Source organism: Catenuloplanes japonicus (genome assembly GCF_000717135.1).
In the GTDB taxonomy this organism is placed as follows: Bacteria; Actinomycetota; Actinomycetes; order Mycobacteriales; family Micromonosporaceae; genus Catenuloplanes; species Catenuloplanes japonicus.
The window spans coordinates 34,300-52,617 of sequence record NZ_JNXY01000011.1; the positions used below are offsets into that span (position 1 = coordinate 34,300).

The following is an 18,318-nucleotide window of genomic DNA, read 5'->3' on the forward strand; positions in this document are numbered from 1 at the left end:
GTGAGCGGTGCTCGGTTCATCGAACATCCGCGAGGTTTCGTTGTCACTGTCACGCTTGCGTGGGCTCGGGCTCGTCGCGCTGACCGTAGGCTCGGTCACGTTCGTCCCCTCGGCAGCCCACGCCGCCCCGTCCCCGCCGCCGCCCGAGAGCGCGCCGGCCACCACCGTCACCCTGATCACCGGCGACATCGTGACCGTCGCCCCTGACGGCGGCGTCCAGGTCCGTAACCCCGCGGGCCAGCCGGCCGGCTACCTGTCGAACGTCAAGGACGGCGACACGTACGTCTATCCGCACGACGCCTTCCGTCACCTGGCCTCCGGCCTGCTCGACGAGGACCTGTTCAACGTCACCGAACTGGTGGCCTACGGCTACGACGACGCGCACAGCTCCGGCATCCCGCTGATCGTCACCTACGACGACCCGGCCACCGCCATGCGTACCGCTGCGGCAGTGCCCGGTGTCATCGCCTCCCGGCCGTTGGACAGCATCGGCGGCGCCGCGCTGACCGCGGACCGCTCCGGCCGGTTCCTGGACTCCGCGATCGGCGCGCTACCGGGCGCCCGATCGGCCGGCGGGGTCAAGAAGATCTGGCTGGACGGCAAGGTCGAGGCCGCCCTGGCCGACAGCACCGCGCAGATCGGCGCGCCAGAGGTCTGGCAGAACGGCAACACCGGCACCGGTGTCGACGTGGCCGTTCTCGACACCGGGATCGACGCCGGGCACCCGGACCTGGCCGACGCGGTGGCCGCGGCCACGTCCTTCGTGCCCGGCGAGTCGGTCGAGGACGGCATGGGCCACGGCACCCACGTCGCGTCCACGATCGCCGGCAGCGGCGCCGCGTCCGGCGGCAAGGAGCGCGGCGTCGCGCCGGGCGCCCGCCTGCACGTCGGCAAGGTGCTCGACAACGAGGGCAACGGCCAGGAGTCGTGGATCATCAGCGGCATGGAGTGGGCGGTCCGCGACCAGCACGCCCGCATCGTCAGCATGAGCCTCGGCGGCGACCCGACCGACGGTACGGACCCGATGAGCGTGGCCGTGAACCAGCTCAGCGAGGAGACCGGCGCACTGTTCGTCATCGCGGCCGGCAACTCGGGCCCGAGCAAGTCCACCGTGGGCACGCCGGGCGCCGCCGACGCGGCGCTGACCGTCGGCGCCGTGGACAGCCACGACGTGCTCGCCGGTTTCTCCAGCCAGGGGCCGCGGGCCGGCGACCGGGCACTCAAACCCGACCTGACCGCGCCCGGCGTGAACATCCTGGCCGCCCGCTCCCACCTCAGCGAGGACGGCGAGGGGGCCTACCTGTCGATGAGCGGCACGTCGATGGCCACGCCGCACGTCGCCGGCGCCGCGGCACTGGTCGCCGCGGCGCACCCCGAGCTGAAGGGGCAGCAGCTCAAGGACGCCCTGGTCAGCACGACCAAGGCCACCCCGGACCTGAACGCCTACCAGGGCGGGACGGGCCGGCTCGACGTCGCCGCGACGGCGAGCGCCACGGTCTTCGCGACAGGCGCGGTCAACTTCGGCTATCCGTCCTACCCCGACGCGCCGACCGGCCCGGTCGACCGGGTGATCACCTACACCAACATCGGCGCGACCCCGGTGACGCTCGACCTGGCCTCCTCCCTCGACCTGATCACCCTGTCGGCGAAGCAGATCACCGTCCCGGCCCACGGCACCGCCACGGTGACCGCGACGACGTCGTTCGACAAGGTGCCGGCCGAGCAGACCTTCTCCGGCTACGTGACCGCGACCGGCGGGCTGCGCACCTCCGTCGGCGGCGGCAAGGAAGGCGCCCGCTATCAGCTCGCGCTGCGCGGCCGGGACCGGGGCGGCAAACCGCTCGGCGGCACCGTCGTCGTGCTGAGCCGCGACAAGACGGTCATCCAGCTGATCCCCGAGACGGGGGCGCTCGACCTGCGACTGCCGGAAGGCACGTACACCGCCTACCTGACCGGCGACGTCGAGGGGACCCACGGGCCGAGCTCGATGGGCCTGGCCGTCCTCCCGGTCGTCGGCATCGCGCTGAACGGGGACCGCACGGTGGTCTTCGACTCGGCCAAGGCCAAGCGGCTGACCGCGACCACCCCGCAGCCGTCCACGGTGACCGCGTCCCGGTTCACGCTCATCCGGGACATCACCGGCGGCAATCCGTGGCTGGACGCGTGGTACCCGGGACCGCACTACGACAGCGTCTGGGTGCTGCCGACCGGCAAGGTCCCGGACGGCACGTTGACCGCGTCGGCACGCTGGCGCCTCGCCCAGCCCGAACTGACCGTCGCCGGCTACGACGACCTGCGGGTACGGCAAGGTGCGACACCGTTGCCGGCCACCGTGCGCAGCCTCGACGCGGTCCTGGGCGGCGCCGTGCGCGGCAAGGCGCTCGTCGTCCGGGCCGGCGGCGCGACCTCGATCCAGGACCGGGCGGTCGCGGCGGCAGCGGCCGGCGCCAAGCTGCTCGTCGTCGTCAACGACGGTCCCGGGCGCCTCGAACCCTGGCCCGGATCGGTCTGGATGCCGACGGACCCGCCACCGGTCACCGTCGCCACCCTCACCCGCGACGAGGGTGAAAAGCTCATCGCCCGTATCCAGCGCGAGCGCGGCGTGCGGCTGGACGTCACCTCGCACCCGGTCACCGAGTACGCCTACGACCTGGTCACCGACTACGTCGGCGCGGTACCGGCGGACCTCTCCTACCGGGCCACGCCGGGCAGCCTGGCCCGGGTCGACATGTCGTTCGACAACTGGCGCCAGGGCCGTGCGATCGAGCAGCGTTCCGAGGTCGACTCGCTCGGGCTGGTGATGTTCCTCGACTACGCCGAGGCTCCGGCCCGTGGCGACCGCACGGACTGGGTCACCGCCGGGCGGAAGTGGGTCACCAACGTGGTGCTGCCGGGGGAGCAGGCCCAGCACACCGCGCCGACCGCGTACCGGGCCGGTTCGGTCCAGCAGGAGCGGTGGTTCGGCCCGGTGCAGCGGCCCCGCCTGGTGGACGAGCCCGACGGGCTCAACATCTTCCGCCAGGAAGGCGGCTGGTTCTTCGCCAACATCCCCGGCTGGGGCGACTCCGGCGCCGCACACGTGGGGAGCACACCCGACAACCCGGGCGTCGACAACCGGCTGACCCTCTACCAGGGCGACAAGCTGGTGAGCGCCAACGACCGGTACAACGCGCTGCTGGTCGCCGGTCCGCTGCAACCACCGGTGCTCCCGTACCGGCTGGTGTCGGAGAACAAGCGGGACACGTGGGCCGGGCCCTACTCGACCAGCACCCGCACCGAGTGGTCGTTCACGTCCGGTGACGTGAAGCCGGGAACGGTGTCCTGCCCACCGCTGATCCAGCTCGACTACGACGTGGACACCGACCGGGACGGCCGGGCCAAACGGACCTTCGACCTGACGATCGCCACGTCCACCCTGGCCACGGCGACCGGCCCCGGAACCGTACGGACGGTCACACTCGACGTCTCGTACGACGACGGCGCCACCTGGCACAAGGCGACCGTGCGCCGGCAGCCGAACGGCTGGAGCACCCGGATCACCGCGCCCAGGACAGCCCAGTTCGTCACGCTGCGCACCAGCGCCCGCGACACCCGGGGCAACACGGTCGAACAGCGCATCACGCGGGCGTTCGGCCTGCGGTGAGACGCACAGCGGCTCGGGCGTGCTGTGGGCGCCCGAGCCGCTGTGCGGGCCGCACGTCCTCGATCGGCACCTCGCGGCGTCGACCGAGGCACCCCCTTGCCAGCCGCCACCGACTGACCAGCCGCACAGTGCCTGACGGCAGGAACGCCGGCCCCGCCGACGCGCGCGTCACCGGCTCACTCTCCGCCGCGACCATCGCGGTGACTTGCGATGATCGCGCGGTGATCATCGCTGGCTACCTCGATGGGTACGAGCCGCCGTTCGTCGAATCGCCGCTGCTCGACGGGTCCGCGATCATGGCGAACGACCTGTTCTGGCCTGCGTTCCTGCACACCGTGGGCGGCTCCGCATCGGCACCACACGCCTTCGGCATCGATCCCGCCGACCTGAACGACGTCATCGACACGTTCCTGAACGAGAACGAGTGGCCGGTGTTCTCACTGCGCCTTGCCGGGGCCGGCCGAGTGCACATCATCATGCGTAACTTCCCGGACGACGGCGGCGTCGACTACGTCCTCGCCCCCGGCACCGGACGCGACGCGATACCTCTCGCAACAATGGACGGACACTTCCGAGGCCCCGCACTCGCCTGGCCTGAGCTGATCGCCGCTGCCCATCAGCTCGACACCGATCACACACCCGCCGAACGACTCGTGCTCCTTGCGCCGGTCTGCGCCTACCGCGCCCGCCCCGCCGACGCCACCGAGACCGTCGCAACTGCGCTCACCGCCGTCGGCGCCAGGTCCCACACACACCAGATCGCCGACGAGCTACTCAACAGCCCTCGCTTCTGGACCCACAACTGCGCATGGACCACAGCCGACAACGCGCTGATGTGCCTGGGGACGCACGCCCACCGCGGCCTCGACGGAGAACTGACGCACAGCGACCGACGCCTGATCACGAACGCCTTCAGGTAAACGCCACTCGCACGGGCAGGCCGACGCTGACCACCCACATCCGGCGCGATCACACCTCGAGATGCGGGCGCGTGTGCTCCGCGGCAGATCCGTGCGCGTGACCTTGCTGGTTCGGTCTGGTGGTGCAAGCCCGCAGCAGCCCGGTGACGTTACTGTGCGACGCCTGCGAGCAGCCAGCGTGCGACGGGAATCTCCAGCAGCACCCGCGGGCCCTCTTGTTCGTTCGGAAGAGTGATGTCCCAGTCGTACTTGGTCCTGAATCGGTCGATGACCTCCGGCGAGAAATCACACGGGCGAAGCGTTACCCGGCCTTCCGCCACAACTGGCGCGCTTCCGCCCTCCAGCGCCACGGACACCCGCGGGTCAAGGAGCACGTTGCGTACTTTCCGGTTCTTCTCGGCGCTGCAGATCCACAAGGTCGAATCGTGGAACACGAACCACACCGGGGTCTGGTGAGGGCTCCCGTCCCGCCGCAGCGTGCACAACCATGCAAGCGGTTCCCGGTCCAGTCGTTCGAGAACACTCTGATCAAGTCGGCTGGACATGGTGTGCATCCTCTCACCGATGTCCTGAGCGGTGGCTGGTGGTGACCCACCGATCTGCCGGCCGGGAAGTGGCCAACCATCACGGGCTGACACCGCTCCTGAATTCTGTCGACCACCGGAACCTGCCCCAGATCGGCCATCCGCTCATCGGCAGATCCGGATGCCAGCGACGCGCTCGGCGCGCCCGGACTGCGGCATGAGAGTTGTCTCCTGATCGCCCTGATGCCTTCGGGCGGAATCGGCAGCGGCATGTTCGAATGCAGCATGGCCGATGTCGATTCGCACCGGGAAATCATTGGGCGCTGGCTACGCGGCGAAGTGGTGCACGGTGAGGTAGGCGTGCGTCTGCGAGGCGGCCCTTCGGACGGCAAGATCAAGATCGTTTCACGTGGTGATGACGGCAGGCCACCGCACGGACTGCGCACACGGCGCGGCCTCGGGAGCTGGCACCTGTACCTGCCAGCCGCAGAGGCCGCCGAGATGTCAGGGTGGATCTACCTCTACGCCGGCGAGGAAGAACTCGTGGCGCGCTGACTCCACCAGCCACGTGCTATCGGCGGCAGATCCGGATGCCTCGACACTCGAGGAACTCGTTGGACCTCATGCCGAGCCGCCCAGCAGCGATCAGGATCGCAGAATCTTCTCAATGGCCTTGCCTCGGGCCAGCTCGTCGACCAGCTTGTCGAGGTAGCGCAGCTTCTGCATCACCGGGTCTTCGATGTCTTCGACCCGCACGCCGCACACGACGCCGGTGATCAGCGAGGCATTGACGTTCAGGCTCGCGCCCGCGAAGAACTCCTCGAACGAGGTCTCCTGCGCCAAGTGACGCTCGATGTCGGCGTCATCGAAGCCGGTCAGCCATGTGATGACCTGATGGAGTTCGGTTGTGGTGCGGCCCTTGCGCTCCACCTTCGTCACGTAGTGCGGATACACCGCGGAGAACGGCATCCGGTAGACCCGCTTCAGAGTCTTGTCATCCGTTTTCATGCCACTATTCCTTCCGCGTCAAGCGCACCTGTTACGACTTGGTTGTCAAGCAAGGTTCATGATGCAGTAACCCGTGCCGAAGCGGAAACCCATCGAGATCGACCAGCAGCCCAGCCCCGGCTCGAATACTGATCAAGCCTAGTCCGCGGGTAGTTGGCTCTCGGCACAACCACGCACTCTCATCGGCACGAGCGTGTGCCAGGCCTATGCCGGCTGGCGTCGCACGTGTCACAGCCCTCCGTCAGTCGCGGTGCCCACTCGGCGGCGGATCCGGATGCCTGCTCGATGAGGCCGGCCGCGCGCGACCCGCGGCGTGATCGAGCGCTCTGCGGGTGACCGTAAGGTAGGGCGTGACTTTGAGCAGACGGCCCTCTACGGCCGAGCAGTGGCAGGTCTACCTCGCGGAGTACAGCGCGGATTTCCTCCGTGTCGCCGACGTTGATCGGCTTCATCGGCTTGGCGACGAACGGCTGGCCTCTGGGTGGCTCGGATTCGCGGGCGCGGGTCCGGATGCGCTCGCCGCCGTTGAGGAGCGGCTGGGGATGACCCTTCCCGCGGGGTACCGCGCCTTCCTGGAAGCCTCTGACGGGTGGCTCGAGATGGGGCCGTTCGTCTGGACGATGCGCACTACCGCCGACGTCGGATGGCTGCGCGACATCGAGCCCGAACTGTGCGATGCGGGTGACGAGGACGACGAGCTGATGGCCCGAGCGCTGCTGGTGTCCGCCGACGCGGACGCGTGCTACTGGCTCCTCGACCCCGCGGACGTCAACGACAACGGGGAGTGGGCGGCGTATGTCTGGGCGTCGTGGTATCCGGGTCTGGGCGACCGTTTCGATTCGTTCGCCGATCTGGTCGTCGCCGAGCGGGAGTCGTTCGAGGCGCTCAGTGCCCGAGAGGGGCGGGCAGTCGAACCCGCAGGAGCTGCGGAGCTTGTCGACGAGGGGCGCCGGTTGGCCCTACGAGGCGACGCTGAAGGAGCGGCAGAGCGGTTCGAGTCGGCAGCCCGCAAGGGCTCCGGAACAGGGCAGTACCTTGCCGTCGTCATGGCGGCGTTCCTGCAGCCTCAGGTGCACCACAGGATTCGAAACGATGTACTGGCCCACCCGCACGTCGTCGAAGCTGTCGGCGCAGGACGGGTACGTGCCGAGCTTGTGCCGCTGTTCCTGCAGCGCGAGCCGAGCGCATGGGCCCAGCAGTTCGTGACGGAAGTACTTGGTGAGACAGACGGTGCGCCGGGACAGTCTGAGCCGTCCGAGTTCACCACAGCACTTGAGCAGGCCCGCGAACTCGCCCGTTCAGGTGACACCGAAGCAGCCTGGTCGGTCGTAGCCGCCGCGTTGCCACGGTGGCACAGCGACGATCCCCTGTGTATTACGCCGTTGATGCTGCTCACCGATCCGGTGCTGAGGCCCCTCGTCACGCCGCAGCGGGCTACCTGGATCGTCACCACTCCGAGAACACAAGGCCACTGATCGGACCGGCATGACCATGGCTACGTGCGCGCTCACCGGCAGAGTCGCGCGGTCCGGCCGATAACCCGCTGTCATGTGCCGGGGCCGTGTGGTTAGGGGTGCCGGGCGAGGTTCTTGTGTGCCCGGTCGTAGTGCAGCCACGCCGACCCGAAGAACATCATGCGCATCGAGACGGCTCGGCGCCCCCGTCGACATCCATGACTCGGGCCGGCGGTCCCGGCTCGTTGATGTGCCGACGCCGGCCGCCGCCCGATCGCCTCCGGCGCCCGTTGGTACCCGTTCACCGACTCGCGGTGCTCCGCACGTAACGTCGGTCGTGGTCCACACGCGGGAGGCATCATGACCGACCTGGTCACCTGGCTACACATCCAGCTCGACGGCGGCCGGGAACCTGACGCCGTGACCGCCGCGCACCGCGCGATCCTGGAGATGCACCGCGATGACGGGCTCGGCTGGTGTACCTCCTGCGGCGACATGACCCTCGATGACCACGACCGGGCCCCGGTAGAGACGCCGTGCGACACCCTGCGCGCCCTGGCCTCCGCCTACGCCGACCGACCCGGCTACCACCCCGGGTGGGCGCTGTAGCCCGCCGACAGCACGGACAACACACCAAGGTCGAGGCCGAACCGACCACGACGGCTGGAAGCCGAACGCATGCAACCGCTCGACCAGCGGCACGTGAGTGAGCCTCGCCGTGTTGCTCTACCGTCGGACCTCGTTATGATCGGCGGCAGAACCTCTTCTACGAAAAAGGCGCTATGCCGCGAAAGCGGCCAGGCATGCTTCGGCAAGCTCACACTCCCAAAGCGTCGTGGCACCACGTACCTCATGTCCCAGGCCTCGACCGCCACAGTCAGTACGAGATCAGCAGAATCGAGCTGAAGGCGGCACGCGACTGGGCCCGGCAAGGACTCTGGCCAGGAGCGGTCGGTGAAGCCCTGATCAGTTGGCAGACGATAGCTCGACGGCCTTCGACCAAAATATTTCTGCCCTGTTGCTGCTGTGGCCGGCACCCTCGGGCCTTACTCGAAGAGGCGTTGAATGCTGTCAACGCCCCAACGGCCAAAGCCTTGGTGCGGCTGATCAGCAAACACGACGACGACTTCCGCCGGCGTACAATCCTTGACCCTCACCTGCCCTCTGCGCTGCCGTGGTGGGATCGACGATCGCCGTCTTAGCAGGCGGAAACACTATCGCTCCCGAAAACACTGTCAGATGCCACCGACCCCACGCTGAGCCGCGTGTTGTCGGCGACACGCGAGTGGGTCGCTCCTGTCCTCATAAGGCATAGCGAGTTGCCACCAGAACTTCATCAGCACGCGGCATTCCTCCTGCTCGCGGTCGTCAGCTAGGCGCTGCATGACGATGGCTTGCGCGGATTGCCGTTGGTGCTCGTCGCGGAAGCCGTGGGGCAAATCAAGGAGGGACACCAGCGGACCGCCTTGCCGGCTTCATGTCCATGCACGACCTGGCGGTCACCACCGTGCCGGTAGCAACCGCGGGCCCGATCGACGTCATCTGGGTTCGCCCGCAGCCATCCCGCGATCTCGGTGCCCGGCACATACTCATCGAGCACTGGTCCGCGACCGGCCACGACGACCGCATCGTTCGGCCCGTGCCCGAAGTCATAGCCTCTTCTGGCGATTTGCGAACGAGAAGTGGGGGATCCAGCCCGACCAGCGCCCGATCCGTGACCAGGCCACCGCGGCGACGTCCCCACAGCCCTGCAGGCCCGCCCGCTCCCGGCACCCACCGTGCCGTAACACACGGATGGCGGCAGCACCGGATGCCTCAGGGGGCAGCCGGGCGTTCCCTTAGGCTGTGGCGAATTCAAAGAGGGGGATCTGTGGGAGCTTCGTCATGGGTGAGCCGGGTCGTGTACCAGCCGGACATCGCCGCCGCCCTTGAGGTCGCGAGGTGGGATGCCTTCCGAAGTGGTGACTTCTACCGCACTGACGATCTCCCTCAGGCCCTGACGATGACGGAGGAGGAGTTCGTCGAGTGGCTCGTGGACGATTTCGGGCCGCTGGCCGAGCCGGATGCGCGGCCGTTATGGCGGGCCGTCCGTGCCGGCGAGCCGAGCGATCCCGATACTCTCCGATTCATCCAGCCCGAGTCAGGCACCCATTCGGTTATCGACATGGGCTCCGTGTCGGACGTCGCCGACATGTTCGCGGTCGCGCCGGTTCCCGATGAGGTACTCGACGACCTTTTCGGAACTCGCACGCCGAGCACGGATGCGGTTGCCGAGGTGGCGGCAACCGGTGAACTGGACTTGTACGACCGCTGGCACGGCACCTACGTCATCGGCTACCGGGGCGTGACACCCGAAGCAATCTTCTTCGTCGGCCACAGCGGTGACTGAACCCGCGAGAGGGCAGTGTCGGATGACGTGCGGCCGGGTTGTGAATCGGAATGCCGTCACGAGGTGGCGCGTGGCGACGATCGAATCGCTTGTTCGACTGATCCGGTCCTTCCGAGAGGGTGCGTCAGGGCGCTGGGTTGACTGCGGTGGCAGCCGTCGGTGCTGGCCGGTCGGCCGGCTCTGCCGCGTGGTCGGCTGCGGGGCCACCTCGTTCGCGGGATTCGCCGAACGGGCCGCCCAGGCCAGCGCCTGACATCGCCGTGGAATTGTCCGCCACGAGGAGCTCGGCGGGTGATTCCGAACGAGGTGACCGGTGTCGTCGGGTACAAAATCCGGACAGCGCTCAACTCGGCGGGCGGGAGCCGATAGGAGGATGTGCGAAAGGTCGGACGGGGCAGCTGGCTGTGGGCCGGGTTTGTCACCGTCGGGCTCGTGTCGACCTTGGCCCGGGTGTTTCTTCCGGCGGACTCGCCCGTGACGGGTGTGGTGCAGGGTGGGATGCCGATTCTGGTCGTGGCCGCGATCGGGCTGGGGATCCGGCTCAATCGGCCGGCCCGGAGGCTGCCCTGGGTTCTGCTGCTGGTCGCGGCGGTCCTGGGCCTGCTCGGTGGCGCGGCCGTCGTCCTCGATCTGACGTGGCGCGGTGAGCTGACCTTTCCGTCGTTGGCTGACGCGTTCTGGCTGGCCTGCTATCCCGTGCAGGTCGCCGCGTCGATGCTTCTGGTCAACGGCCTGTCCTGGCGTCGTGACCTGGCCGGGATCCTGGACACGCTGATGGTTGCGGGGGCGCTCGGGCTCGGTGTCTGGCTGTTCTTCGTGCGTGACCTGATCGATCCGGGCATGCCGTTGGACACCAGGCTGATCACCCTGGCGTATCCGCTGGCCGATCTGCTGCTGCTCGCCTGCCTCGTCCGGATGCTGGTCTCCTCGGCCCGGCGGAACCCCGCCTTCTGGCAGTTCATCGCGTTCTGCGCGGCGCAGAGCCTCGGGCACGCGGTCTGGGTGTGGCAGGCCGCGCACGACGTCCCGAACGGTGCGGTCGCGGCGAGCATCATCCTGGCCGAGACGATGCTCGGTGGTGCGGCCCTGCATCCCTCGATGGCGGCCCTGCAGGCCGACGGCGCCGGTCCGGCCGTTCGTGTCGGCCTCGGGCGTACCGTGCTGATCGGGTCTGCTTGTCTGCTTTGCCCGGCGCTGCAGATCGCTGACGGCCTTCTCACGGACGGGGATGTGGACTGGTTGGCGGCGTCGGTCTGCTCGATGGCCGTTTTCGGTCTGGTCATCGTGCGGATGGTCGGGCTGATCCGGATCGTGCAGGACCAGGCCGACCGGCTCGAGTCGATCGCCTACCTCGACGGGCTCACCGGTATTCCCAACCGGCGGGCCTGGGATCTCGAGCTCGAACGGCGTCTCGCGGCCGCCCGGCGTACCGGTGGCACTCTGGTCGTGGCTCTGATCGACATCGACTATTTCAAGCGGTACAACGATCTGCGCGGCCACCAGGCCGGCGACGTGCTCCTGTGCGCGGCCGCGACGGCCTGGCAGCGGCAGTTGCGGGCCGCCGATCTGATCGCGCGCTACGGCGGGGAGGAGTTCGGCCTGATTCTCGACGGCGAGTTGCGTGACGCCGTCGTCGTCGTGGAGCGGCTGCGTGACGTGACCCCGGAGGGGCAGACGTTCTCCGCCGGTCTCGCGGTCTGGGACGGCGGCGACGAGTCGGCCGAGCAGGTCACGGCGCGGGCGGACGCCGGGCTGTATGTCGCCAAGCGTGACGGCCGTGACCGGTACACCGTCGCCGCGCGCGCCGAGGAGAGCGACCTGATCACCGACGGCGTGACCTGAGCGCTGGGGGCGGTCAGTCGGTGTCGGGGAGGGTGAGGTGCCGTTCCATGACGGCCGTCATGTCCTTCACCAGGTGCGTGAGCCGGTCGAGGGTCTCCTGGTCGTAGCGCGTCATGGCGGTGGCGAGGTCGGCGCCGACGGTGTGGAAGTACGCGTCGACCCGGCGGTGCACCGTCTCGGTCGAGCGCAGGGTCACCATGCGCCGGTCGGCGCGATCGCGATGTCGCTGGATGTGCCCGGCCTCTTCCAGCCGGTTGAGCAGGGATGATGTCGCGCCGCTGGTCAGGCCGATGCGGCGGCTGAGTGCCGACTGGGTCAGCGCCGTGCCGTTGTCCTCGGCGGCGACGATCAGGACCAGGGCCTCGGCGTCGGTGACGTGCAGCCCGGCGTCGCGGCCGAAGCGGCGGCCGAACTCGTTGAAGGCGACACCCCACGCACGCAGGGCCGCCATCACGTGTTCCGCGGACTCTTCCATCGCCTCGCCCTCCCGGTTCGGTCGACAACCTAACATCCGTCATGTACCTTCAAAATCAAACCTCTTGAAAATCAAGGTATCTTGACGGGGGACGTGCATGACCACGCCACACGCACTCGTATCCGGGGCCAGCATCGCGGGCCTCAGCACCGCCTTCTGGCTCGGCCGTGCCGGCTGGGACGTCACCGTCGTCGAGCGCGCCGACGCCTTCCGCGACGGCGGGCAGAACGTCGACGTGCGCGGCAAGGCCCGGGACGTCCTCGACCGGATGGGACTGGAAGACGACGTACGCCGCCTGAGTACGACCGAGGAAGGCACCGCGGTGCTCGACGACCGGGGGCGCGCGATCGCACGTTTCCCCGTCGAGGACCCGGACGGCCCGACCGCCGAACTCGAGATCCTGCGCGGCGACCTGGCCCGGACCATCCTCGAACAGCTCCCCGCGCAGGTGAGCGTCCGCTTCGGCACCCAGATCGAAGACGTACGAGACGCCGGGTCCCACGTCGAGGTGACGTGGGGGCAAGAACAGACGCGGCGGTACGACCTGCTGGTCATCGCCGAAGGCGTCCGTTCCCGGACCCGCGACCGCGTCTTCGGAACGGCCGTGTCGAAACGGGAACTGGGCCTCACCATGGCCTACGGCACCATCCCGCGCACACCGGACGACGACCGCTGGTGGCGCTGGTACTCGGCCCCACGGGGAAGGCAGATCACCCTGCGTCCGGACAACACCGGCACCACACGCGCCACCCTGGCCTGCACGAGCCGCGACAACCTCGCCGACCTGCCGCTCGACGACGCCCGCGCGGCGCTGCGTGCCACCTTCGCCGACGCCGGCTGGCAGGCCGGACGGGTCGTCGACGGCTTCGCCGCCTCACCGGACGTCTACGTGGACCACCTCACCCAGATCATGATGCCCGCCTGGTCCCGCGGCCGTGTCTGCGTCACCGGCGACGCCGCCTGGTGCGTGACACCGCTCGGCGGCGGCGGAACGTCCCTGGCCATGATCGGCGGATACGTGCTGGCCGCCTACCTCACCCGGGCCGCACCCGGCGGGTACGCCGACGCCCTGGCCCGGTACGAGCAGTGGATGCGGCCGCTGATCGACGACACCCAGAAACTCCCGCCGGGCACACCCTCGCTGTTCTATCCGGAATCCCGGGCCGGCGTGCGGGCCCTCCGGCTGGTGGCCCGCATCGGCAGCACCGCACCGCTGCGCCGGCTGACCTCCCGGATCAGCCACGTCGCGCGCACCGACCAGGAACTGCCCGAGATGCACCGGGCGGGATCGTGACCGCCGACGTCCAGGCCATGGCCGACGGGCTCTGGCGCGTGCCGACCTCGGCCAGCAACGCCTACCTGTGGCGCACCCGCACCGGCGGCTTCGTCGTCGTCGACCCCGGCCTCTACGGCGACGAGACCATCGTGCAGGACGCGCTCGTGAGTCTCGGAGCGACCGCGGCGGACGTACGGACCATCGTCCTGACGCACTTCCACAGCGATCACGCCGGAGCCGCGGCCGCGCTCGCCGGCATCACCGGCGCCCCCATCGGCGCCGGCTTCCGCGACGCCGCCGTCCTGCGCGGCGACGTCCCGCGCCCGCTGCCGGACCTCACCGCGGCCGAACGTCCCCTCTACGACCTGATCGCCGCCGCCCACCCGGAGAACATGGAAGCGCCACGCTGCACCGTTTCCCTCGAACTGGAACACGGCGACCCGGTCGACGACGACGGCGACATGGTCGTCCATGCCGTCACCGGCCACACCTGGGGCAGTATCGCCCTGCACCTGCCGCGGCAGGCCGTCGTCCTCACCGGCGACATCGCCATCACCGGCCACGACGGCGCCCCGGCGCCCGGCCCGTTCAACGTCGACCGCGTCCGGGCCCGGCGGGCGCTGGCCCGGCTGGCCGCCCTGAAGCCCCGGGTCGCCGGCCTCGGGCACGGCGCACCACTGCTCGGCGACGCCCATGAGACATTGGCCGCCCTCGCCGGCGGGACCCCGCCACCGCAGCGGCCGCGAGCCGATCCGCCGCCGTGACCGGCATCAGAGCCCAGCCGCCGCATACCCGCCCCCGGCCACGCGCGCTCACGCCTTTCCGGGCGCCTCCAGCGGGCCTTCGGCTGCCGTGCCGGACCGGTGCGGAGAGCGAACCGTGTCCAGCATAACGGCGCTCTCCGGCCCGGTCACTCGGGTGAAAGTCCGTTCCCCGGGTGGCGGGTGTCTCCGTAGGGTCGGTGCCTGTCATCGGTACGTCCAAGGAGGACACCCTGCAGGTCGACACGGTTCACACGTCCGGGAACGACGAGACGACACGGGCGCGGGTACGCGGTCTGTCCCACAACCCCGCCCTTCCGGACACCCTGGTGCCGCGGATGCTGGAACACCCCGCCGCCGACGTCATCGGCGTCATGAACCGGCCTGAGTGGTCCGACGAGGTCTTCGACATCGTCGCCGCTCACCCGGAGGCCCGCATCCGGACGATCCTCGCCCAGTGCGCCGGGGCCACCGTGGAACAGCGCGTCAGGATGATCGACGATCCGGACCCGGGTGTGGTGATGGCCCTTCTCGAGGGGCCGTTCACGACGCGGCCGCAGCCACTGCCCGTGTGGGCGTACCGGAAGCTGGCCGCACATCCCGGTGTGCGGCGGAAGCTCCCGCTCTACTACCCGACGGAGCTGTCGGCGGCCGCGGTCGCGGCGTTCGCCGACGTCGAGGACGAGGAGATAGCCTCCTGGGCGCGGGCCGCACCGGCACCGGCACCGGCGCCGGCACCGGCGCCGGAACCGATGACAGCCGGACGGGCCCGCGAGATCGTCGCCGCCGGGTCGGACCGGGACCGGGCGGGCCTCGCCTACGAGCCGGACCTGCCCGTCGACGTGGTCAGCGCCCTGTCCGTCGACCCCGATCCGAGGGTCCGCCTGTACGTCTCGATGCGGCCCGAACTCAGCGAACGGCAACGCGCCGCGATCGACTACCAGGTCTCCGCCAACGACCGCCTGCCCCGGCTCGGCTGGGTCCTCGACGCAGACGGTGAGCTGCTGCAACGCTGCGTCACCTCGGCGCACCCGGGGATCCGCCGCAGCGCCGCCTGCAGCACGAGGCTGACCGCGGACCAGATCGCCACGCTCGTGGGCGACGACGACTTCCCGGTACGGCTGCTGCTCTGCGAGAACCAGCAGGACGTGCCGACCGACCTCGTGGTGCGCACCTACCTGGAGGCCCGGGTCATCACCCGCGGCCAGCTGCTGTCGCATCCGGCGGTCGTCGGCGCGGACCTGACCCGGTACGCGGACTCGCCGTACTGGGGTGCCCGTGCCCTCGTCGTCCGGGACCCTCACGCGCCGGCCGGCCTGATCGAACGCCTCAGCCGGGACCCGCACCCCGGCGTCCGGAGCTGGACCGCACGCGACGCGCGACTGTCCCCGCAGCGGCTGCTGGAGCTCTTCGACGACCCGGAGACCACCGGGGCCGCCGCCGCCAACCCGCACCTTCCCGTCGACCTCATGACGGCGATCCTCGACGCGCCGATCGACTCCGGGAACCCGCCGCCACCCGCCGTCCTGATGCTGGGACACACCACGCCGACCCACGAGCCGGTGGACGAGATCTGACCGGACCGGCGCGGGTCCCGCCGTTCGGCAGCGCCGGTGGCGGGACCCATGCCGGCGCCCTGACCAGGTAACCCATTGCATGCGCGGGCTCGCGGGCCATAGCATCTGCGCCCGTGGCACGAACGAAGATCAACATTTACGGCGTTCCCCAGCCCGTCGAGGCCTGGGTCGAGCCGTTCACCGGGCGCGCCCGGCTCGGCATCGCCGGGCAGGGGGTGGCCGACAACGACGGCCTCACCTTCTGGCTGCCCGGCGAGGAGGGCGCAACGGTCAGCGTCCGGGCCACCGCCGGCCTGCTGGAGCCCTACCCGACACTCATGATCCGCGACGTGGACCACCACGTCGGCCCGTCGGCCCCGCCCCTGCTGCGCGCGCTGGTCTTCCTTCCGGTCCTGCTCACCCAGTTCCTGCTGGTCTGGCTCCCGGCCCTGCCCCTCGGCCTCGCCCTCGTCTACGTCAACCTGGTCATCGTCCGCTCCGGCCTGCCCAACCCGGCCAAGATCGCGCTGTGCCTGGTCCCGACCCTGGCCGCGATCGCGTTCATCTGCGGCCCGCCGGGCAGCGCCCGGCCCTGACCCCGGCACACGCACCGCGGGCCGGAAGGGTGATCAGGTCACCCGGCGGGTCTGGTAGGCCCACACCGCGAGCTCGACCCGGTTCCGGGCGCCGAGCTTGGTCAGCAGCCCGGCCAGGTGAAACTTCACCGTACCCACGCTGACGTGCAGTTCCCGGGCGATCTCCGCGTTGGTCCGGCCGCGCGCGACCCGGACCAGCACGTCCTCCTCCCGGCCGGTGAGCGGGCTGCGCGGGCCGGCCGGCGCGTCACCCGGCCCGCCGGCGGCGAACGTGGCCAGGAGCCGGCCGGTGACCGTCGGATCGATCAGCGCGTCACCCCGCACGGCGGCGTGCACGGCCTGGACGAGCTGCCCCGGCCCGGCACCCTTGAGCAGGAAGCCGCGGGCACCGGCGCGGAGCGCCCCGTGGATGTGCTCGTCGGTGTCGAACGTGGTGATCACGACGACGGCGATCGGGTCGGTGACCTCCGGCCCGGCGAGCAGACGGGTCGCCTCGATGCCGTCCAGGATCGGCATCCGGATGTCGAACAGGCACACGTCCGGCCGCAGCCGCCGGGCCAGCGCCACCGCGGTGCGACCGTCGGCCGCTTCCCCGGCCACCTCGATGCCGGGCTGCCCGTTGAGGATCGTGGTCAGCCCGGCCCGGACGATGTCCTGGTCGTCGGCGATGAGCACCCGGATCGTCATGCGGCCGCTCCCCGGCGGGGGAGGACGGCCCGGACCCGCCAGCCGCGCTCCGGTCCCGGCCCGGCCGTGATCGTGCCGCCGAGCAGCGTGACCCGCTCGGTCATCCCGGCCAGCCCGAACCCGGCCCCGCCGTGCACCGGCGGGCCGGCGGAGCCGTCGTCGCTGACCGTCAGCGCGACGCCGGCGGGGCCGCCGGTCAGCTCCACCGTGATCCGGGTCGCCTGCCGGGCGTGCCGCTGGGCGTTGGTGACCGACTCCTGGGCCACCCGGTAGAGCGCGGCCTCGACGGCGGGCGCCAGACGCGTCAGGTCACCGTGCAGCATGACGTCGACCGGCAGCCCCTCGGCCGTACCCCCGGCAAGCTCTGCGATGTCGGCGACGCCGCGCTGCCGGTCGCGCAGTACGCCCACCATCGTGCGCATCTCCGCGAGCGTCCGGGCCGCCTCACGGTCGATGATCCCCAGCGCCTCGGCCGCCCCCGCCAGCGCTTCCGCCGCCCCGGCCGACGACGACCGGGCCAGGAACAGGCCCGCCTGGGCCTGGACCGCGATCGCCGAGACGTGGTGGGCGACGGTGTCGTGCAGCTCGCGGGCGAGCAGCTCACGTTCCTGGAGCCGGGCGCGGGCGACGAGCTGCTCGCGGGCGGCGGCCCGGAACCGCACGGCGGCACCGGACATCGCCGCCAGCGCCACCATCGCGACCCCGGCGACGGCCTCCGCGACCCCGGGGAAGTCGACGGCGAGGATGACGGCCAGCGCCGCCGCGACGACCGCCAGCCCGACGGCCGCCCGGCGGCCGGACCGCCACCGCAGCAGCGTGTACGCGAGCGGGAAGACCACCCAGCCGACGTGCAGGACGACCGGCGGGGAACCCGTGACGTAGGCGGCCAGGTCCAGCAGGGCGAAACCACCGAACGCGTACGCCGTGGCGGGCAGCGGATGGGACCGGCGCACCAGGACCGCGACCGCCAGCCCGGCACCGAACGCGACCGCGAGCGGCCGCCAGGCCAGGTCGCGCCGCAGGAGCGCCTCGGCCACGAGCGCGGTCAGCACCAGCGTGGCCAGGAGCCGATCACGACGGGGGTACGTCGACGCGAGCACGACCTCCACGGTATCGATCGGCGGGCGCCCGGCCACCTGGCCGATGGGCCAGGACAACGGTGGCCACCGGACCCGTGCACCCGCCCG

16 protein-coding genes are annotated in these 18,318 nt (G+C 70.4%); 11 read left to right on the forward strand and 5 right to left on the reverse strand.

Annotation, left to right across the window (positions count from 1 at the left end):
- Nucleotides 1-40 precede the first annotated feature (40 nt).
- Together OP04_RS18130 and OP04_RS49785 are read left to right on the forward strand one after the other, a co-directional pair.
- Nucleotides 41-3,643: a S8 family serine peptidase gene (locus OP04_RS18130; protein ID WP_085066567.1), complete on the forward strand. Its 3,603-nt coding sequence runs from the start codon at nucleotides 41-43 to the stop codon at nucleotides 3,641-3,643.
- Between the two features lie 128 nt (nucleotides 3,644-3,771).
- Nucleotides 3,772-4,563: a hypothetical protein gene (locus OP04_RS49785; RefSeq protein WP_051798230.1), complete on the forward strand. Its 792-nt coding sequence runs from the start codon at nucleotides 3,772-3,774 to the stop codon at nucleotides 4,561-4,563.
- 149 nt (nucleotides 4,564-4,712) lie between these two features.
- Here OP04_RS49785 and OP04_RS18140 read toward each other — a convergent pair whose 3' ends face one another.
- A complete protein-coding gene (locus OP04_RS18140) occupies nucleotides 4,713-5,108 on the reverse strand; it encodes a pyridoxamine 5'-phosphate oxidase family protein (RefSeq protein WP_033340911.1) in 396 nt (131 codons plus the stop codon).
- Between the two features lie 222 nt (nucleotides 5,109-5,330).
- On the opposite strand from OP04_RS18140, the gene OP04_RS18145 reads away from it, so the two are divergent.
- Nucleotides 5,331-5,642, forward strand: coding sequence for a hypothetical protein (locus tag OP04_RS18145; protein ID WP_033340912.1), 312 nt, complete (start codon nucleotides 5,331-5,333; stop codon nucleotides 5,640-5,642).
- 90 nt (nucleotides 5,643-5,732) lie between these two features.
- On the opposite strand, the gene OP04_RS18150 is transcribed toward OP04_RS18145, so the two are convergent.
- Entirely contained in the window at nucleotides 5,733-6,095 is a 363-nt protein-coding gene (locus tag OP04_RS18150) for a DUF2200 domain-containing protein (RefSeq protein ID WP_033340913.1), read from the reverse strand.
- A 350-nt stretch (nucleotides 6,096-6,445) separates the two neighbouring features.
- Between OP04_RS18150 and OP04_RS18155 the strand changes: the two genes are divergently transcribed.
- The 4 genes from OP04_RS18155 to OP04_RS18175 all read left to right on the forward strand — a co-directional run bounded on the left by OP04_RS18155 (nucleotide 6,446) and on the right by OP04_RS18175 (nucleotide 11,780).
- Entirely contained in the window at nucleotides 6,446-7,570 is a 1,125-nt protein-coding gene (locus OP04_RS18155) for an SMI1/KNR4 family protein (protein ID WP_051798233.1), read from the forward strand.
- A 339-nt stretch (nucleotides 7,571-7,909) separates the two neighbouring features.
- Nucleotides 7,910-8,158, forward strand: a complete 249-nt coding sequence (locus OP04_RS18160; protein ID WP_033340914.1) for a DUF6221 family protein — start codon at nucleotides 7,910-7,912, stop codon at nucleotides 8,156-8,158.
- Nucleotides 8,159-9,437: 1,279 nt separating this feature from the next.
- Nucleotides 9,438-9,938, forward strand: coding sequence for a hypothetical protein (locus OP04_RS18170; protein WP_157239987.1), 501 nt, complete (start codon nucleotides 9,438-9,440; stop codon nucleotides 9,936-9,938).
- A gap of 498 nt (nucleotides 9,939-10,436) precedes the next feature.
- On the forward strand, nucleotides 10,437-11,780 hold the full coding sequence (locus tag OP04_RS18175; protein ID WP_033340917.1) for a GGDEF domain-containing protein: 1,344 nt from the start codon (nucleotides 10,437-10,439) through the stop codon (nucleotides 11,778-11,780).
- 13 nt (nucleotides 11,781-11,793) lie between these two features.
- Here OP04_RS18175 and OP04_RS18180 read toward each other — a convergent pair whose 3' ends face one another.
- On the reverse strand, nucleotides 11,794-12,255 hold the full coding sequence (locus tag OP04_RS18180) for a MarR family winged helix-turn-helix transcriptional regulator (protein ID WP_033340918.1): 462 nt from the start codon (nucleotides 12,253-12,255) through the stop codon (nucleotides 11,794-11,796).
- A 97-nt stretch (nucleotides 12,256-12,352) separates the two neighbouring features.
- Between OP04_RS18180 and OP04_RS18185 the strand changes: the two genes are divergently transcribed.
- From OP04_RS18185 to OP04_RS18200, 4 genes are all read left to right on the forward strand, one after another.
- The gene (locus tag OP04_RS18185) at nucleotides 12,353-13,549 is read left to right on the forward strand and encodes an FAD-dependent monooxygenase (protein ID WP_033340919.1); all 1,197 of its coding nucleotides are present in this window, start codon (nucleotides 12,353-12,355) and stop codon (nucleotides 13,547-13,549) included.
- The gene (locus OP04_RS18190; RefSeq protein WP_051798237.1) at nucleotides 13,546-14,295 is read left to right on the forward strand and encodes an MBL fold metallo-hydrolase; all 750 of its coding nucleotides are present in this window, start codon (nucleotides 13,546-13,548) and stop codon (nucleotides 14,293-14,295) included. The genes OP04_RS18185 and OP04_RS18190 overlap by 4 nt, the downstream gene beginning before the upstream one ends.
- 197 nt (nucleotides 14,296-14,492) lie before the next feature.
- Nucleotides 14,493-15,869: an LRV domain-containing protein gene (locus OP04_RS18195; RefSeq protein WP_157239989.1), complete on the forward strand. Its 1,377-nt coding sequence runs from the start codon at nucleotides 14,493-14,495 to the stop codon at nucleotides 15,867-15,869.
- A gap of 113 nt (nucleotides 15,870-15,982) precedes the next feature.
- Complete coding sequence (locus OP04_RS18200) at nucleotides 15,983-16,444, forward strand: hypothetical protein (protein ID WP_033340920.1); 462 nt, start codon at nucleotides 15,983-15,985, stop codon at nucleotides 16,442-16,444.
- Between the two features lie 33 nt (nucleotides 16,445-16,477).
- On the opposite strand, the gene OP04_RS18205 is transcribed toward OP04_RS18200, so the two are convergent.
- Nucleotides 16,478-17,131, reverse strand: a complete 654-nt coding sequence (locus OP04_RS18205; RefSeq protein ID WP_033340921.1) for a response regulator — start codon at nucleotides 17,129-17,131, stop codon at nucleotides 16,478-16,480.
- Nucleotides 17,128-18,288 (reverse strand): sensor histidine kinase, encoded by a 1,161-nt coding sequence (locus OP04_RS18210; protein WP_051798242.1) that lies wholly within the window; start codon nucleotides 18,286-18,288, stop codon nucleotides 17,128-17,130. The genes OP04_RS18205 and OP04_RS18210 overlap by 4 nt, the downstream gene beginning before the upstream one ends.
- Between the last annotated feature and the right edge of the window lie 30 nt (nucleotides 18,289-18,318).